This window comes from Pseudoalteromonas sp. SWYJZ98 (assembly GCF_015864495.1).
Lineage (GTDB): Bacteria > Pseudomonadota > Gammaproteobacteria > Enterobacterales > Alteromonadaceae > Pseudoalteromonas > Pseudoalteromonas distincta.
In genome coordinates this window covers 40,116-56,057 of record NZ_JADYXA010000003.1, presented here as the reverse complement: position 1 = coordinate 56,057, position 15,942 = coordinate 40,116, and the positions used below count along the sequence as shown (strand labels likewise).

Below are 15,942 nucleotides of genomic sequence, written 5' to 3'. Positions count from 1 at the left end.
TTGCACAAAATGTTAATTGTTACATTTTTGTTTCTATTATTGGTCGTTACGTGGGTTTGCGGTCAAGTTAGTGTATACAATGATGATTTACATTTTCCGGTTATGATCGAAACCTCAACAGAGTGTCAAACAACTGCTACAAGTAATAAAGGCCAATTAATTGTTTTTACACAATCAAAAAAAATAGCCAAATTATTAACACAAAAGTTATGCTCTGATAACGTAGTAGCTAAGCAATATGGCTCTGTAAAAGGGTATTGGGGGTATAGAACGGCAGACAGCTTTGAGTTTGTGGGTAAAGGAATTGCTGACCTAATTTTGGCTAAAAACAATATTATGGCAGCCTTTAAAGCAGAGTCGACATATAACTACCAGCCCGTTGTTGGTTTTTCTGACTACACGGCTTTTTTTATATCTTCTAAAGAAAAACCTCGAGTCACTAAACAATATTTTTTAGATAAACGCATAGGTTTGCTTGATTATCCTACCAGCCGATCAGGGCATATTTTACCAAAGCAAATGTTTAAAGAACTGGATATAAATTTAGCTAATTTGAAAATCACTTATGCTAGTTCTCATAACGAATTACGCGATTTACTCGCCGACGGAAAAGTAGATATTATTGCTTCGTTTTGGAAAGAGAGTGACGAAAAACGTTTTTCAAAAAACTATATTACGCCTTTGAGTAATAATATTACTGGAACAAGATGGTATTTAAAAATGCAGCAAAACAATACTGATTTATTATGTGCAGTACAGGCAAATTTGCTTGATATGTCTAAAGATCAAAGTTTGCATTATTATCAAAATGCACAATCGTTTTGGAGTTGCGGTACTAGCTCAGTAAACTTAAAAGAGGAAGTTAGTGATGAGTAAATATAAACAACTACTTGTTTTACTATGCTTATTTTTAACTTTATCTTCTGTGTTTTATATTTCTGTAATTCAAAAAAGCCAGCAAGTGACTAAACAAAAAATAACGCAGATAGAAAGGCAAATAGCACTCGACTTACCATTACTTGATTTATCAAATGAGCTGCTAAAGCATTCAGGGAATAAAGATGCGGTTAATAGCTACATTAAAACCTTAAACAGCTACATTAATTCGAATGATCTTAAAGTTGTTGCTATTGCACCAAAAGGCGAAATACTAGCACCTGTAAACTTACACCAAATAACACGTAGTTTGAGCACTAATAACGGACCTGTATTAGTTGTATTTAACGTTCAGCAAACCGACTTTACAGTGAGCCATCTTATTTACTATTTTATATTTTTAGTATTAAGTGTGTTGATTAGTTTTTGGGTGAAGTTTGCGTTTATCAAACAAAGCAATAAGCAGTCTAATAATGCACAGCATCAATCAATTGCAGAGCCTACGCCGCTGATACTTATAGTCGATCTTAACGATAAGACATTATCAAGTAGTTGTAATACAGAGCAAAAAGTGGGTTTAGCTAATAAGCCATTATGCTTTTATTTAGCACTTGTAGAGTATTGTACAAATAACGATGATGTAGCGCTTAGCCATAACAAAGATGTACCAGAGGAGCTTCTAGAGCTCGCTAACAAGTATTTTTATAGGTTGGTCGAACTTGGTCATACGGTTAGAAAAAGACCTAATTTTAATAATAGCCTAGAAAAAACCTTGAGTGAAATACGTGCGGCGTTAGATGAAGTACTTAGTGAGTGTCCTGAAGAAAAAGAGTTATATTACCCACCTAAAGCCTATGGAGAAGGCTCTCGTTCTCGTTTGCATAGTTATGGGCTGGTAAATATTAAAAAAGGTAATATTGAAATAAGAGGAAAGTAACTAGATTACTTTCCTCTTATTCTTAGAGGTTATTTAGGGGTAAATTCAGCCGCTTTGAGAGGGCTATTTTTTGAAATAAAGTCTTGAAGTGCTTTAGCATCTGTTTCGTCTGTACTTACAAAGCCTTTTTTATTTGTAAGTGCAGGATAACCATCACCGCCTGATGCGTTATAGCTATTTAGACTCATTCTGTATGTTTTATTTTTATTAAGCGGTTCGCCATTGATCAAAACATTAACCAACTGATTATTTTTACGCTCAAACGATATTTTATGGTATTGCAAATAGGCACCAGCATCCGGTGGGAAGCTCGTTACTGTATTTAAGTAATCCCATAAATCACTGCCTTGCCAATCCATATAAGTAATGCGGTTTTTAAAAGGATGTACTTTTAAAATATCTTTATAGCTTACTTTACCAGCCTCTATTGAGCTGCGAATACCACCGCCACTTATTAATCCAAAGTCTGCATTTACTACATCCATTTGAGCTTGAATAATTACACGTGCAAGGTTTGTTTGTTGGTAACGAACTTTGTTTCTGTCACCTTCTAAGCGAGCATCTACTTCACCAATGGTACCTTCAATTTGTTTAGCGCCTTTAGCTTGGTATACCGCTAAATAAGATTCAAGTTTAGGGTCTGGTTTAATGTACTCGTTTGCTAATACTGCTTTAGTAGAGCCATCAGCTTGAACTTTATCTACATACAAATTAACAGGCATGAGTTTGTAGTCTAGTAACGTTAATTTTCCGTTTTCAAGCTTAAACTCAGCTTTACCAACATACTTACCCCATTCATGGGCTTGCATAATGTAAGTACCGTTTTGCTGGTCTGGCTTACAGGCAAGGCCAGGTTTAAAGTTATCGTCATTTACATTTGTATCACTCATACACACAGGTTCTTGTGAGTGACCGCCAATGATCATATCAAGTGTGTTTGCAGGAAGTGAGCGAGCAAGTGTTACATCACCTGGTGCATTAATGCCAAAGCTAGCATCAACATAATGACCCATATGAGTCAGCGCAATGGTAATATCAGGGTTGTACTTAGCTTTTATTTCTTTAGCTAGTTTTGCGGTAACGTCAACAGGGTCTTTAAACTCTAAGTGGCCAATATACTGAGGATTACCAATTTTAGCTGTGTCTGTTGTTGTTAATCCAATAACAGCAATAGTTAAGCCATTTTTTTTGAATATTTTATAGCTATCAAACGCATGTTCGCCTGATTCTTTTTCAAATATATTGGCTGATAGAAAAGGAAAGTTCACCCATTTTTGCTGTTGCTTCAAAACATCAATAGGGTTATCGAATTCGTGATTACCTAATGCCATTGCATCATAACCAATCAGCGACATACCTTTAAAGTCAGGTTCTGCTTTTTGTAAATCTGACTCAGGGATACCGGTATTAATGTCACCACCAGAGAGAAGTAAAACGGCATGACCTTGCTTTTGGGCGTCATTACGTAAAGAGTCAATTAACGTTTTGCGAGCGGCCATACCGTATTCGCCTTTTTCGTTTTGCCAAAAACGGCCGTGATTATCATTAGTATGAAGAACAGTTAAATATTCAGTAGGAGTACTGTTAGAGGTTGATTCAGGAGCAGGAGATGTACATCCAAGTACACTAAAAATAATCGAAAATAAAATAATTATACGCATAAAATACCTATGGATTAAGGTCTACTTAATTTATCAAGCGGGTAGTTTAAACTAGTTTTATGCTAAAAAAACGTACTTATTGACATTTTATTTAGAAGGTACAGTTAATCGATTTGTGGCGGCACTTTCGCGACGCTTTAACTCTGCATCCGCATATTCCCGCTTAGTATGGTTTATACCTACCATCCACGTTAAAAAGCTCGCCGGTAGTTTTGTGTATGGTTCACCTTTGTGTAAACCAAAGTCGCAAATTGTTTGTTTAGTGTGTGGCATTGTTAATTCCTGTTGTTTGTGTTTTTTTAAGGTAACAAATAAGTGACCACACTTTTAAGATGATTTAATTTTAAATAGTTAGATTTATATAGCAAAAAAGAATATAAATAATGGCATATGTAATTAATTTGTTATCAACACGGTCTTAATTGTATCAACTCACACTTTAGAATCGATTTTAGTCGCCGATGGCATTGATGTGTTAACGCATTAACTAATTATTTAAAAAATATAACAACAGGAATAAAACATGAAAAAACTTTTACTTGGCTCAGCACTTGCTGCAGCAAGTTTTACAAGCACCGCTACTGTAGTTGAAATGAACACGAGCCAAGGTGTCATAGAGATTAACCTGTTTGATCAGCAAACTCCCAAAACAGTCGCAAATTTTTTAAGTTACGTTCAAGACGATTCATATAACGAAACAGTAATTCACCGCTCTGTTAGTAACTTTGTTATTCAAGGTGGTGGATTTACATTTTCTGATTCGCTAGATGCGATTACTACAAAGCCTGCTGTAGAAAATGAGCCCGTTTTTTCTAATGTTAAGGGCACCATTGCGATGGCTAAATTATCGGGTGATGCTAATAGCGCAACAAGTCAGTGGTTTTTTAATATAACAGACAACAGTACAGCACTTGATACGCAAAATGGTGGCTTTACTGTGTTTGGACAAATTACTGCAGCAAGCCAATCAACGTTAGATAAAATTGCAGCGTTAGTACACTGTGGTGAAACACCCGTGGTTGATATTACTGCTGAGCAATGTGCAAGTACTGATGTAACAATTAGTAGTGCTAACTTAGTGACTATTCAAAATGTGGCGGTAATGGATGATGATCCTAATTCAGCAGCAGGCCTTACTGTCACTGAAAATACGTTAATTGATTCTGACACATCAACAGGTTCTAGTAGCAGTTCTGGCGGCGGGTTAATTTGGCTTTTAGGTGCTTTTTTACTTGCGGTACCTCGTTTAAAACGTGCTAAATAATTAAAATTAACGGTAATGTGGATGGCCTAAACCAGCCGTCCACATTACTATTATTAAACTTTGCTGTTTAAAATAGTACTCGCCAAACCATTGCTAGCCAAATTGAAAACACACAAATACAACCCAGTAAAAACACTTTAAAACGTGCGCGTACGTTATTTTCACCTAAATGAATAACACTGTGCACAATACGTGTTGCTACAAATAAACAGGCCAGTATTGCCACAAGTGTACTGGCGCTATTTAGTTGCAGTGCAAGTAAACACCCCGCGTAAAAAAGCACAGGTATTTCAAACTGATTTGAAAAGTTTCTATCTGCCACCCTAATAGTGTCGCCAGCCTTATCTAATTGCATTGTTTTAAAATCACTTAAATCTAGTTGTTTGTTTTTAGCTGCGGCAAAGCGCCTTTTACCCATAATGAGCATGACAACCAGTGAAAGCGTAACTTGTGCAAACATGGCAAGTATGATGATTTTTTCCATTGTTTTTCCTTATTATTATTTAGAATTTGCGTATTTTTTGATATTGAATGATTTTTAATCTTGTAAGGTTGGCATACTCCCAACTAATATCCGATTATGAAGACATTTTTCACAATGTGTTACACAAAATAGCGTTATTTTGTAGAAAGTTATTAATTGAAAATGTTAGTTTAGCTTAACTATATTGCTTTGAATTGGCGCACGCTATTTTGCGCAATACTTTTTAATGGAAAACAAAAATGAAAAAGATTATTGGTTTTAGTGCTATCGCACTTGCAGTTTTAAGTGGTTGTTCAAATACGGCTTCGGTTTCAGTGGCGCCTCAGGCCTCTTTACTATCAGATACGTTAGTTGTAAGTCCTAACGATAACCGCGAATATAAAACACTTAAGCTGGCAAACGACATTGAAGTAATTTTAGTGTCAGATCCAGGTGCTGAAAAATCAGCAGCGGCACTAAGCGTTGGTGTTGGTTTACTGCACGACCCAATGTCGCAACAAGGTATGGCGCATTATTTAGAGCACATGCTGTTTTTAGGCACAGATCGCTACCCAGACACAAAAGGGTATTCTGATTTTATGACCAAAAATGGTGGCGCGCACAATGCTTACACGTGGCTCGATATTACTAATTACATGTTTAAAATTAATAACGACGCGTTTGATGAAGGGCTAGACCGTTTTGCTGACTTTTTCAAAGCGCCTAAGTTATACCCAGAATACACAGATAAAGAAAAAAATGCAGTGAATGCAGAGTGGTCAATGCGCCGCGAAATGGACTTTTTTGGACAATTTAAACTCGCGCGTAAAATGATGGGCGATCACCCGGCTAATCGCTTTTTAATTGGTAACCTAGAAACCCTTGGCGATAAAGAAAACAGTTCACTTCATAAAGAAACAGTTGATTTTTATAATAAATATTACTCTTCAAATATTATGAAAGTTGCGCTTATTGATAATCTACCTATTGCTGAAATGGAGCAAAAAGCGCAAAAATACTTTGCTGACATAAAAAATAAAAATATCGAAAAACCAACAGTGACTGCAAAACTTGATTTTGATAACGCTGGCGGAAAACGCGTGTTTTATGCACCAAATGAAGATGTAAAACAGCTGCAACTTGATTTCACCATTGCTAATAATAATAGCGAATTTGCGCTTAAACCAAACCGATTTGTAGCGTATTTACTAAGTAATGAAATGCCGGGCAGCCCAGCGCAACTTCTTCGTGATAAAGGGTGGGTGTCTCAGCTTTCAGCTTCAGCTGCACCAAATCAATATGGCAACTACGGTTCGTTAAATGTAAATGTAGAGCTTACCGATGAAGGCATGAAAAATCGTGACGAAATAGTTGCGACTATTATGCAGTACATCGATTTAATTAAAAAAGAAGGCGTTGATAGCAAGTACTTCAACGAGATTCGTACTTCCCTTAATAACCAGTTTAAGTTTTTAGAAAAAGGTGATGAATTTAATTATGTAAGCTCGCTTACGCAAAGCATGCAAGACTATCCGTTAAATCACGCTATTAATGCACCTTATTATTATGCAAAGTTTGACGCTGACGCTATAAGTAATGTACTTGAGCAGTTAAATGCCGATACCCTTCGTATTTGGTATGTATCGCAGCAAGAAGAGACAGACTCACAACTACACTTTTACGACGGCAAATACCGCATCAGTGATATTAGCGATGATGAAATTGCCAGCTGGAAAAAACCAAGCGAATTTAAGTTAGCACTACCAACAGTAAACAATTTATTGCCTGAAAATTTTGCAATAAAAACGCAAGCATTTAAAGAGCAAAAACACCCAGAACTTGCTTACGATAAAAATGGTGTAAAAGTATGGCGCCAAGCAAGTCAAAAATTTGCAGAGCAGCCAAAAGGGCTTGTTGAAGTTTATATAAATACTCAACCCGGTTTGAACGATATTAAAGCAGAAGTCCTTTATTCTGTTTGGGCTGATTTATACAATCTTCAACAAAGTCAGTTAAGTACTGAAGCAGCAATCGCCGGTATGAGCGTCAGCTTAGCACCGAGTAATGGTCTTGTTTTATCTATGAGTGGTTTTACAGATAAGCAAGATGTATTGCTTAAACAAGCTTTAACCGGATTAAAAGCCGATGAAACAGCACAAGCATTTAGCCAAGCGGTAGATCGTTTTAAACGTAATTTATTAAATCAACAAAAGCAGTTTCCGTATGCACAAGCATTTGGCGAGTATTCAAAACTAACGCGTACAGGTGGCTTTGATACAGATGCGCTTATTAAAGCCGCTGACTCACTGAGTGTTGCCGACTTAGCACAATTAAAAACAGCTACGTTTGCACAAAACGATTTACGAGTATTTAGTTACGGTAACTACAATCAGCAAGATATAGACGCGATTGCACAAGAGTTAAGTGCAACATTACCAAGTAATCATAAACACAGTGAATTTGCGCGAAGCAAAGCATGGTTGCCACAACCTGGCGAAACGCTGGTACTGCAAAAAGATATTGATGTAGCCGATGTAGCGGTGGTTGATATGACCGTTCACCCTGTTGCGGGTTACAAACAAAAAGCAGAAGCAGCTGTACTACAAAGCCACTTTAGAACAGTTGCGTTTGATAAAATGCGTACTGAGGAGCAACTTGCATACGCAGTAGGTGCGTTAGCTCGCCCAATTGAAGATTACTCAGCAATTGGTTTGTATATTCAAACACCAGTTAAAGGACCAAAAGAAATACAAGCTCGTTTTGATAAGTTTAAAAAAGAATACGCAGTTGAACTTGATAACATGAGCGAAGAGACTTTTGAGCAGCTGAAAAACTCTACCCTTGTATCACTTAAAGAGCAGCCTAAAAACTTAAGTGATGAAATGAGCCCACTTATAAACGATTGGTACCGTGAAAACTTTACCTTTGATTCTAAGCAAAAGCTGATTGATGAAGTTGAAAAAGTAACGCTTGCAGATATAAAAGACTACTACAAGCAAACAATGCTTAACCCTAATGCTGCACGTTTAAATGTGCAATTACGCGGGACTAAGTTTTTAGAAAGTGACTTTGCCGATTTACCAAATCAAACTAAAATCACAACGCTTGATGCCTATTACAATGGTATTAAATTACAAAAATAAGCTTTATTTATGTAGCTAAAAATAAACCCCAATGTAGTAATACATTGGGGTTTTTATTTATTCAGCTAATTTAAGCCATTATTAAAAAGCCTATAACAGCTAATGCCGCAGCAATTAGCGTGTAAGGCAATTGTGTAACGGCATGGCTCATTAAATTACAACCAGAACCTTGCGCTGCGAGTACGGTTGAATCTGAGTAAAAACACGCTTGGCTACCAAAAGAGGAAGCCGATAATAGCGCCCCAATTACCAGTGGTATGTTTGCATCAACCGCATTAGCCAGTGGCATAACAATGGGAATTGATACAGCAAAAATACCCCAGCTAGACCCCGTTGCAAACGCTAAAATAGCCATTGAAATAAATACCACGGCTGGTAAGTATGCAGCGGTCATATAAGGGCTTAAGCTGCCAATAACAAACTGAGGCAAACCAATTAAGTCGCATACATCTTTAAATATAAACGCAGCTATAACAGTACCAATCGCGGGGATCATACTTTTAAAGCCATCAAGCATGCGTTCAATCATTTCACTTACGCTCATTAATTTTTGTAGAGCATAAAACGGGAGAGTGACCGCCATTGTTGCTAATAAGCCTTTGTATACGTCTATTTCAAAGTAAACAGTAAATGCAACCAGTAAAATAATCGGCACCAAAAAGTTACGTAATTTACCTTTAGGATCAGCATCTTCAAAGTTCTCTTCTACGGCTTTTACTGCATATTCATCCGCTGTTTGAACATCATTGTATTGGGCTGGTTCGACTTGAGCTTGCTCAATTTGCGCCATTTGCTCTGCTTTTTTCATTGGACCAATCGCAGGAATAATACCCAGCACAACAAGTAAAACAACAAGCACTGCAAACCACGCATAAAACATATACGGTATGGCTTGGATATAAACCGCAATCCCTTTGCCTTCTTCAGCAATACCGTTATCTACAAGTAAGCCACCAAAAAAAACCGCCCAGGTAGATAAAGGGACAAGTACACAAATTGGTGCAGCAGTAGAGTCTACAACATAGGCAAGCATCTCACGGCTCACTTTAAATTTATCGGTAATGCGTTTCATGGTTTCACCCACGGTAAGCGCATTTAAGTAGTCATCAATAAAAATAACTACACCCAAACAAAAGGTCATAAACAAAGATGAGCGTTTACCTTTAGTGTATTTAAGGGCTAACTTGCCAAAAGCCGATGCGCCACCTGTGCGAACTAATAGCGCGATTAAAGCACCAAAGCCACCACATACAAGTATTAGCCAGCCGATGGTTTCGTCTGTCATCACTTTTAGCGATGTACTCGCAAAGTTAGTAAGTACTTGTGCAGGATCGGCGATAACTAAACCAACTAAAGCACCAATAAGTAAAGATAAAATGGGGCGGCGTAATACAACAGCCAATACAACTACCACCAACGGTGGCAGTAAACTTAACGCAGAAGGTTCAAGCATTTAAGTATTCACAAAATTAAAAGCATGTATAAAAATTAAAATAGTATTAATTTTTAAACTGCTTATACAAAAACAAAGAAGATGATAAGTTTGTTGTTAAATCATCTTCCAAGTCACTGCTTTTGTACGCGAGGGAGGGACACATAAACAGTTATGTTAAATAGCAGCTTAAGTGAAACGCGTTGGCTTTGGCGCCAGACGGTGCAAGGAGTGCAAACCGCTATTGTTGTGCCTGTAAAAACATCGGCGCAAAAATAATCTGCTTTTTAATTTCAGTCAACAAAAAGTTACATGCAAAACAAAGTTTTTTAAAGGAGCTTACATTGAACGCTGTATTTAAAACAAATCGACTGTTGTTGCGCCATGCAAATGAGCTTGATGCAGCTATGTTACTTAAGCTAGTTAATCAGGCGAGTTTCATAGAGCATATTGGTGATAAAGCAATCTATACCCTTGATGATGCCAAGTCGTACATCAATCAGTCATTTATTGCTTCTCATGTACGCCAAGGCTTTGGGCCTTACATTATTACTTTGCATAATGCTGTAGTGGTTGGCGTTGTTGGGTTTTATAAACGCGCCGCGTTACTGCAACCTGATTTAGGTTTTGCACTTGTAAGCGGTTTTGAAAAAAAGGGTTATGTTTTTGAAGCGGCCAGCGCACTTTTGCAACATAAGCATGAATTTGGAATTACAAAACTGTGTGCAATAACATCACCAGATAATAGGGCATCGCAGAATGTGTTGTTAAAATTGGGTTTTAAAATAGAGGGCAAGGCGGTTATCAATGATGATAAAACCGCCGTGATTATATTGTCACTTAACGATTAAAGTCTTGCTTGTTCTATTTGTTTTGCAACATTTAGGTTTATATTTAGCCATGTTGCTTCAAGTGTTGAAACTAAACCGTCATAGCCATCATCATCAATAGGGACCAATTGCGAAAAGTTATGAATACTTATAAGGCGTCGGCCTGTTTCAGGGTGTGTGTAATATAAACGCCAAAGCCCAGAAATATCAGCGTTACCTTGCATATCGCCATTAAAGTGGTGAATTTCGTATTCAAGCTCATAAAACGTTTGTTGATCAAGTTCAGTAATGACCGGTAAGCCTTTTATTACCATCCAGTTGGGCATAGCATTAAAAAGTGTTTGCTGGGCTGTTGCAGTAAGCATTACATCCGGCGATTCGCCCCACAGGTTATAATTTGCAGCATGAATTTGGTTGCTATCTATTTTCATCGCAATGCCCAAATTATTTAAAGCGCCTCTAAGTACAACAGTTTGTATTCTTAGTTGCGCATCTGTATCTGCAACGTTTCGAGACGATGCACCTATAGGCTGCTCAAACTGGTAATACTGTGTCGCAGTTTGTATTGATGAACTACAACCTGCCAATAGTAATAATAAACTTACAGTTAAAAATAACGATTTCATTATTGCTTCCTTGGTTTTGGATCTGCTGGTAATGATTTATCAAAAATTAGCATATTAGGTTGCTCGTTTAATCCGCGAGTTAGAGGCTGTAGACCTTCACTTAAACGTTTAAACTCTTTTAATGTTTGCTGTATTTGATGATGAAGTTCAGAACCGGCTTGGTAACTGGCCATGGTTTTATCAAATTGGCGCATAGTGACTTCAAATTGCTCCATGCTTTTTGTCATCTTTTCGAAATTACGGTTAAAGTCGCCTGGTAAGTTTTGTGTATCTTTTTGGCTTAGCAGCTCTCGCATTTCATTAGCAAGCGCTCGGTAATCGGTAAATGTAGCTTGCATTTGTGCCAAGCTGTCTTCAACTTTTAAGTTGTTTACCTTATTAAGTACGTCAGAAACTTGATCTGCTAATACAGTTATCCCACTAGAAACACTTGGAAAAACATCATACTGAACAAGTTTACCTAGGTGTGCTTGCGGTGCATCTGGGTATATATCAAAATCTACATACACAGCACCTGTTAATAAATTACCAGGCTTTAACGAGGCGCGCATACCACTTTCAATCCAGCCTTTTAAACTACCTTGCCAATACTCTTTTGCTGAAGCACTGTCGTGATACAAGCGTCCGTATTCTACTTTTATAAGTACCGGAACGGCCGTATTGTGGTTTCTAAAGTGAGCGGGCTTACCGTTAACAATTACATTAGCAGGGGCTTCAACAACAGTACCTACACGCATACCTCTGTATTCGACAGGTGCACCAGTGCGTAGTCCTCGAACTGATTGTTCAAATTCAATTAGGTAGTAATCAAAATCGTAAAAGCGCTCTTCTAATGCTTCTTTATAGCTTTGGCTTAATGAAAAGCTATGCCCATCTTGTGCTATTTCACCCGGGGCCTGTTGCTCAGGTAAACCAACCGAAATACCGCCTTTTAAAAGTTTGCTTAAAGAGCCCGTATTAATATTGATACCATCGGCAGATAGGTCAATTTCAATTCCTGCGTTCACCCAAAAAATAGAGTTCATGGTGATCAGATTTTGATAAGGGGCTTTAATAAATACGCCGTACTTCATTGCTTGGTTTTCCCAATCAAAAGTGGCGGTTTCTATTTGCCCTATTTTATAATTTTTGAAAAATATACCGGTGCTTACATCAAGTACTTCAGCGTTGTAACTCATTAATTTAAAACGACCACCTTTCACATCTTTACCAATGAGGGCGGGTTCATCTTGTAACTTAAAACGCTCTTTTAGTTCTTTACTTTCACCGGGTGAAAACTCTAAATATACACCAGACAATAACGTACTCATCCCGCTAATACCTGTTTCATCAATGCGTGGTTTCACGACCCAAATTTTGGCATCGTCAGTCAGTAGCTCGTTGTAATTTTTATCTATTTGCGCGCGAGCAATTACGCTGTCTTGCGTGTCGGATAGCCTAACATGATCAATTTGACCTATTTTTACACTGCGTACTTTTATTTCAGTTTTACCTGCAATAATGCCTTCGGCTTGTGGCATTTCGATAAAAATCGTAGGGCCTTTATTAGCTTGGTATTGGTATAGCATCCACATGCCTACTAACAGCGCAATTGCCGGAATAATCCAGATAGCGGAAATTTTCGGTTCTTTTGTTATTTCGGCAGTTTCGGTCATGCTTTGTTCTCTGATTTTTTATTTTTGGGTGAATCCCACAATAAGCGTGGGTCAAAGGCATGGGCAGCCATCATTTGGCATATTACCATAACTGTAAAAAATACAATGCCTAATCCTGGCGTTACTGACATTAAATTACCCAATTGAACCAAGGCAACTAAAATAGCAACCACGAATACATCTATCATCGACCATTTACCAATAAACTCTGTCAGTTGATAAATTCGTGTATAACTTTTTGTGTGTCTGTTTGCAGGCCTTGTTACCATTATGCATAAAAAGCTGAGTACAAATGCTTTTGCAAGCGGCACAACCACACTGGCTAAAAATATAATGGCAGCAATGGGGTAGGAGCCACTTTTCCAAAGTGTAATTACGCCACCAATTAAAGTAGAAGGTGATTCATCCCCAAGGCTAGTGGTATGCATAATAGGTAAAACATTAGCTGGAATATAACAAACAACAGAAGTAATTAGCCAAGCTGCTGCTTTTTGTACGCTATAAGGGTTTCTGACGTGTGTTTTTGTATGGCAACGCTGGCAAATATTACCGGTACATAGTTGATGGCACACATGGCAGGCTTTAATATTTTCATCTATTGCACGTTTAGCATGCTCTGCGCCTTCAAGTACTTTTACAGGCTTTATTTGAGCCCATAAGCGTGGGCGATTTAAGTGAACAAGTGCAGCTATGTATAAAATAACAAACCCCACATAAGCCCAAAAACTCGTGCCGAAGCTAATATCAGCCAGCGACATGATTTTAACCATACTAACAAGTACGCCAATTAAAAATATTTCCGACATAATCCAAGGCTCTAACGCCAAAGTGAACTTTAGTAGTCGCCTTGCAATGCTCTCTGGTAATGCTTTTAAAAGCCCAAGATGCAAAGGAATTAAAATAACAAGCAAACCCATGGGCAGGGCAATAATGCTCAAATCAATAAATAAGCCAAGCAGCTCACTATCATAATTAAACAAAATTCGAGCCGCGTCGGGCAGTGTAATAGTTTGAGTTATACCGCTACTACTAAATGAAATAAAAGGGTAAAACATACTGCTGAGCAGCATTAAAAGTGCGCTAAAGCTTAGTGCAACTATGCGACTGTCGTGATTAACATCGGCTTCGCAAAGTTTATGGTGACAATGTGGGCATATCGCCATTTGTTTTGCGATTATGCGAGGTATATCTATGATCAGATCACAACAGGGGCAGACAGTTTGCAATTTAATACCAAGCAAGAAGAATATTTCTTCAATTTTGCTATATTTAATACATTAATACAACGCGTTCTGCCATCAAGCTGCTCGTTATATAAAGGAAGCGTTTGAAATATTATTTGTACTGCATATTAATGTGGCTCTTTATTTTCTCGCAAAATGCTGTGGCTATTAATAAAGAGCGAGAAGTAATTATCGCCGCGAGCGCATCAATCCCGCCCTATGTTTTTGCAAAAACAGACTCGGGTATACACCTAGGTTTAATCAAAGCCGCGTTAAAGGCTAATGGATTTGCCAATATTAATGTGCAATATATGTCGAATAAACGCGCTGAGCATCAATTGCATAATAAAGGAGTGGATATACTTTTAAATTATGCAGGAAGAAGTAGTCCTGGTATTTACCCAAGTAAACCGGTACTTAGTTATGAAAATGTAGCCATTACACTCAAGCGAAATAAATATAATATTGATGAAATAGAAGGCATGTTTAATAAAAACGTTCTTGCTTTTCAAAATGCAACTGCATATCTGCCTTCTATATTTAAAAGTAATGTTAAACACTTTAGCTCATATCAAGAGGTTATTAATCAAAAAGCGCAAGTAGATAAGCTGTTAAAAGGTTGGGTGGATATAATTGTGTTAGATAAGCGTATTTTTTACTATTACTACAATCAACATAAATCACCCGAAGCTGTGCAAATTTACACTTTATTTCCAAAAGCAGAGCGACCTGCTTATTTTAATAACTTCTCTTTAGCTACTGAGTTTGATATTGGTTTGGCGCTCATCAAGCAAAACGGTACTTATAAAAGAATTGTTGATGAAGGCCAAACCCATTCATCAATCAAATAACGCCACTGTTTGACGTGTAAGCGCTATTAGCTCACCGGATTGTGACCATATACAGCCATCTTCTAAACCATAGCCATCTTTTGAATGATGAGTGATTGCTTCAAAGCCAAGCCATTCTCCAGGTGTTAAGTTTGGCTCTTGTACAAACTCTAAATACCATGACATGCTACTAGCTGGAGCGGGTTGTTTAAACATTTGTAATAACGTAGGTGGCCATGCATCTGTTAATGCAATTACATGCGCTTCTGTTATTTGCTCTGGGGTGTGCTTAAAGCGCATCCACCCCCCTAAGTGAGAAGTTTCTGCGCTGCTAAATGGCATGGCACCTTGTTGAGGACATAAATCAACATGTTGAAAAAATTCAGGCATCTGGCCTTTAATAAAAGGTAGAGTATGGCGCTCGTCTACCGGTTTTAATCCTAAAGACTTTGAAACTGGCACATTTACACCCGACTCTCTACTTTTAGCAAAACACGCTTGTACAATTACACACACTTGTTCATTTTGAATGGCTTTGGCAAGTACTTGTGTGCTGCTTTTACCTTGTCGTAATATTTCTACCGATAACGAAAAAGGAGTATCAGCTAGTAATGGCCCTACAAAATTTGTACTGAGTGAGAGTAGGCGACGATCATTAGATACTTTTCCTCTGATAGCTTGATACAACAGTGCGGCTGAGAGCCCACCAAAGGCAGTTCTGCCTTGGCACCAGTTTTCTGGAAATTGCATTGTGCTAGTTAATTGTTCGGTATTGTCTGAACTTCCAATTTTTGCAGCTTGTAGAAGTAATTGTTCAAAATGCATGAAGATGTCCTTTTATAGTGCGATTTAATAAATTTATAACACAACCAAACTAGTCAGACCAGTAATTAAAAACGTCTCTGGCGGTGCAAAAATCACCATTCCTTACAATTATTAGGGTTATTTTGTAAATAAATCACAAAAAATGAATTTTTTTTCATTTTTACAGTTGAAATAAGT

General features: G+C 37.6%; 14 protein-coding genes. 6 read left to right on the top strand and 8 right to left on the bottom strand.

The annotated features are described in order from the left end of the window. Positions 1–9: 9 nt before the first annotated feature. Together I6F10_RS03200 and I6F10_RS03195 are read left to right on the top strand one after the other, a co-directional pair. Entirely contained in the window at positions 10–876 is an 867-nt protein-coding gene (locus I6F10_RS03200) for a hypothetical protein (RefSeq protein ID WP_182671136.1), read from the top strand. Continuing rightward, positions 869–1,813, top strand: coding sequence for a hypothetical protein (locus I6F10_RS03195; protein WP_165742532.1), 945 nt, complete (start codon positions 869–871; stop codon positions 1,811–1,813). Before I6F10_RS03200 ends, I6F10_RS03195 begins: the two co-directional genes overlap by 8 nt. Positions 1,814–1,842: 29 nt before the next feature. Here the strand turns inward: I6F10_RS03195 and ushA are convergent, their stop codons facing one another. Both ushA and I6F10_RS03185 read right to left on the bottom strand, forming a co-directional pair. Beyond that, the gene (gene ushA / locus I6F10_RS03190) at positions 1,843–3,474 is read right to left on the bottom strand and encodes a bifunctional UDP-sugar hydrolase/5'-nucleotidase UshA (protein WP_024594580.1); all 1,632 of its coding nucleotides are present in this window, start codon (positions 3,472–3,474) and stop codon (positions 1,843–1,845) included. A gap of 87 nt (positions 3,475–3,561) precedes the next feature. Then, complete coding sequence (locus tag I6F10_RS03185; protein WP_024594581.1) at positions 3,562–3,747, bottom strand: hypothetical protein; 186 nt, start codon at positions 3,745–3,747, stop codon at positions 3,562–3,564. Between the two features lie 250 nt (positions 3,748–3,997). Between I6F10_RS03185 and I6F10_RS03180 the strand changes: the two genes are divergently transcribed. Next, positions 3,998–4,738 (top strand): peptidylprolyl isomerase, encoded by a 741-nt coding sequence (locus I6F10_RS03180; RefSeq protein ID WP_197098431.1) that lies wholly within the window; start codon positions 3,998–4,000, stop codon positions 4,736–4,738. Between the two features lie 67 nt (positions 4,739–4,805). On the opposite strand, the gene I6F10_RS03175 is transcribed toward I6F10_RS03180, so the two are convergent. After that, positions 4,806–5,222, bottom strand: a complete 417-nt coding sequence (locus I6F10_RS03175) for an MAPEG family protein (protein WP_002959052.1) — start codon at positions 5,220–5,222, stop codon at positions 4,806–4,808. 239 nt (positions 5,223–5,461) lie between these two features. Here I6F10_RS03175 and I6F10_RS03170 point away from each other — a divergent pair, with 239 nt between their 5' ends. Continuing rightward, a complete protein-coding gene (locus I6F10_RS03170; RefSeq protein WP_165742529.1) occupies positions 5,462–8,344 on the top strand; it encodes an insulinase family protein in 2,883 nt (960 codons plus the stop codon). Between the two features lie 70 nt (positions 8,345–8,414). On the opposite strand, the gene I6F10_RS03165 is transcribed toward I6F10_RS03170, so the two are convergent. Then, positions 8,415–9,797, bottom strand: a complete 1,383-nt coding sequence (locus I6F10_RS03165; RefSeq protein ID WP_165742528.1) for a Na+/H+ antiporter NhaC family protein — start codon at positions 9,795–9,797, stop codon at positions 8,415–8,417. 323 nt (positions 9,798–10,120) lie between these two features. Here I6F10_RS03165 and I6F10_RS03160 point away from each other — a divergent pair, with 323 nt between their 5' ends. Further along, positions 10,121–10,627 (top strand): GNAT family N-acetyltransferase, encoded by a 507-nt coding sequence (locus I6F10_RS03160; RefSeq protein ID WP_165742527.1) that lies wholly within the window; start codon positions 10,121–10,123, stop codon positions 10,625–10,627. On the opposite strand, the gene I6F10_RS03155 is transcribed toward I6F10_RS03160, so the two are convergent. The 3 genes from I6F10_RS03155 to I6F10_RS03145 are packed head-to-tail and all read right to left on the bottom strand — an operon-like array spanning position 10,624 to position 14,050. Further along, positions 10,624–11,232: a PqiC family protein gene (locus tag I6F10_RS03155; protein ID WP_165742526.1), complete on the bottom strand. Its 609-nt coding sequence runs from the start codon at positions 11,230–11,232 to the stop codon at positions 10,624–10,626. The genes I6F10_RS03160 and I6F10_RS03155 overlap by 4 nt on opposite strands. Further along, positions 11,232–12,887 (bottom strand): intermembrane transport protein PqiB, encoded by a 1,656-nt coding sequence (gene pqiB / locus I6F10_RS03150; RefSeq protein WP_165742525.1) that lies wholly within the window; start codon positions 12,885–12,887, stop codon positions 11,232–11,234. Before pqiB ends, I6F10_RS03155 begins: the two co-directional genes overlap by 1 nt. Then, positions 12,884–14,050: a paraquat-inducible protein A gene (locus tag I6F10_RS03145; RefSeq protein ID WP_231619869.1), complete on the bottom strand. Its 1,167-nt coding sequence runs from the start codon at positions 14,048–14,050 to the stop codon at positions 12,884–12,886. The genes pqiB and I6F10_RS03145 overlap by 4 nt, the downstream gene beginning before the upstream one ends. Before the next feature lie 191 nt (positions 14,051–14,241). Here I6F10_RS03145 and I6F10_RS03140 point away from each other — a divergent pair, with 191 nt between their 5' ends. Then, positions 14,242–14,961 carry a substrate-binding periplasmic protein gene (locus I6F10_RS03140; protein WP_231619868.1) on the top strand — a complete coding sequence of 240 codons (720 nt, stop codon included), beginning with the start codon at positions 14,242–14,244 and terminating at the stop codon, positions 14,959–14,961. On the opposite strand, the gene I6F10_RS03135 is transcribed toward I6F10_RS03140, so the two are convergent. Next, entirely contained in the window at positions 14,950–15,765 is an 816-nt protein-coding gene (locus I6F10_RS03135) for a thioesterase family protein (RefSeq protein ID WP_165742522.1), read from the bottom strand. The two genes, I6F10_RS03140 and I6F10_RS03135, sit on opposite strands and share 12 nt — an antisense overlap. Positions 15,766–15,942 lie beyond the last annotated feature (177 nt).

Bases quoted from the DNA above. Each gene is read 5' to 3' on its own strand.
- I6F10_RS03200 (WP_182671136.1), top strand. From the start codon at position 10: ATGTTAATTGTTACATTTTTGTTTCTATTATTGGTCGTTACGTGGGTT.
- I6F10_RS03195 (WP_165742532.1), top strand. From the start codon at position 869: ATGAGTAAATATAAACAACTACTTGTTTTACTATGCTTATTTTTAACT.
- ushA (WP_024594580.1), bottom strand. From the start codon at position 3,474: ATGCGTATAATTATTTTATTTTCGATTATTTTTAGTGTACTTGGATGT.
- I6F10_RS03185 (WP_024594581.1), bottom strand. From the start codon at position 3,747: ATGCCACACACTAAACAAACAATTTGCGACTTTGGTTTACACAAAGGT.
- I6F10_RS03180 (WP_197098431.1), top strand. From the start codon at position 3,998: ATGAAAAAACTTTTACTTGGCTCAGCACTTGCTGCAGCAAGTTTTACA.
- I6F10_RS03175 (WP_002959052.1), bottom strand. From the start codon at position 5,222: ATGGAAAAAATCATCATACTTGCCATGTTTGCACAAGTTACGCTTTCA.
- I6F10_RS03170 (WP_165742529.1), top strand. From the start codon at position 5,462: ATGAAAAAGATTATTGGTTTTAGTGCTATCGCACTTGCAGTTTTAAGT.
- I6F10_RS03165 (WP_165742528.1), bottom strand. From the start codon at position 9,797: ATGCTTGAACCTTCTGCGTTAAGTTTACTGCCACCGTTGGTGGTAGTT.
- I6F10_RS03155 (WP_165742526.1), bottom strand. From the start codon at position 11,232: ATGAAATCGTTATTTTTAACTGTAAGTTTATTATTACTATTGGCAGGT.
- pqiB (WP_165742525.1), bottom strand. From the start codon at position 12,887: ATGACCGAAACTGCCGAAATAACAAAAGAACCGAAAATTTCCGCTATC.
- I6F10_RS03145 (WP_231619869.1), bottom strand. From the start codon at position 14,050: ATGGCGATATGCCCACATTGTCACCATAAACTTTGCGAAGCCGATGTT.
- I6F10_RS03140 (WP_231619868.1), top strand. From the start codon at position 14,242: ATGTGGCTCTTTATTTTCTCGCAAAATGCTGTGGCTATTAATAAAGAG.
- I6F10_RS03135 (WP_165742522.1), bottom strand. From the start codon at position 15,765: ATGCATTTTGAACAATTACTTCTACAAGCTGCAAAAATTGGAAGTTCA.